The sequence below is a fragment of the Streptococcus sp. M334 genome (assembly GCF_000187745.1).
GTDB lineage: Bacteria > Bacillota > Bacilli > Lactobacillales > Streptococcaceae > Streptococcus.
In genome coordinates this window covers 1-673 of sequence record NZ_GL732508.1, presented here as the reverse complement: position 1 = coordinate 673, position 673 = coordinate 1, and the positions used below count along the sequence as shown (strand labels likewise).

Below are 673 nucleotides of genomic sequence, written 5' to 3'. Positions count from 1 at the left end.
AGTGAATGTTTCCCTGGAAACAGGAAATCATTGGATTCATTTCTTGTTTTATTTATATATGTTTCTAATAAATTGAAGGTTGTTTGATCTCCTAAAAATAGGATACGTTCTTTCTTACCCTTTCCTATAATATGGAGTGTCTTATTGGAAAGATTAATGTCTTTGAGACGAATGTGGCAAAGTTCAGAAATTCTGATGCCTGTTGAAAGTAAAAGTGAAATAATCAGTAGATTTCTTTCAGCGTGTTGTTTTTGATAATCAGTTTTAGATACAATTACTTTCTGTTCTAAATATATAAAAATGCTTTTCAGAATGTCATGCGGAATCGTTTTAGGCAATACTTTTTCAGTTCTAAATTGAAAGCGCAATTGATTGAAGGGATTCTCTTCAATTATGTTCTGGTATTTTAGATAGTTATAAAACACCTTCATACAGGCAATTTTTCTTCTTAATGTATTCGTTTTTATGTTAGATTGTGTCAAGTGTTCTATATAGGATTCGACATTATCATGGTCTGAGTTATAAAATTGCATAAGATCATTCTTATAAGCGCGAATTGTGTGTGAACTCAAACGCTTATGAGTTTTGCAATAATCTAAGTAAGCAGAAATAAGTTTATAATCCATAAAAATCTCCTTTATCAATAATCATGCTATTATAAACCTATTTAGGT

1 protein-coding gene is annotated in these 673 nt (G+C 29.7%); it reads right to left on the bottom strand.

What is annotated here, in order from left to right:
• A partial coding sequence (locus HMPREF0851_RS15210) for a tyrosine-type recombinase/integrase (RefSeq protein WP_000384872.1) occupies positions 1-626 on the bottom strand: 626 nt, incomplete at its 3' end.
• Positions 627-673 lie beyond the last annotated feature (47 nt).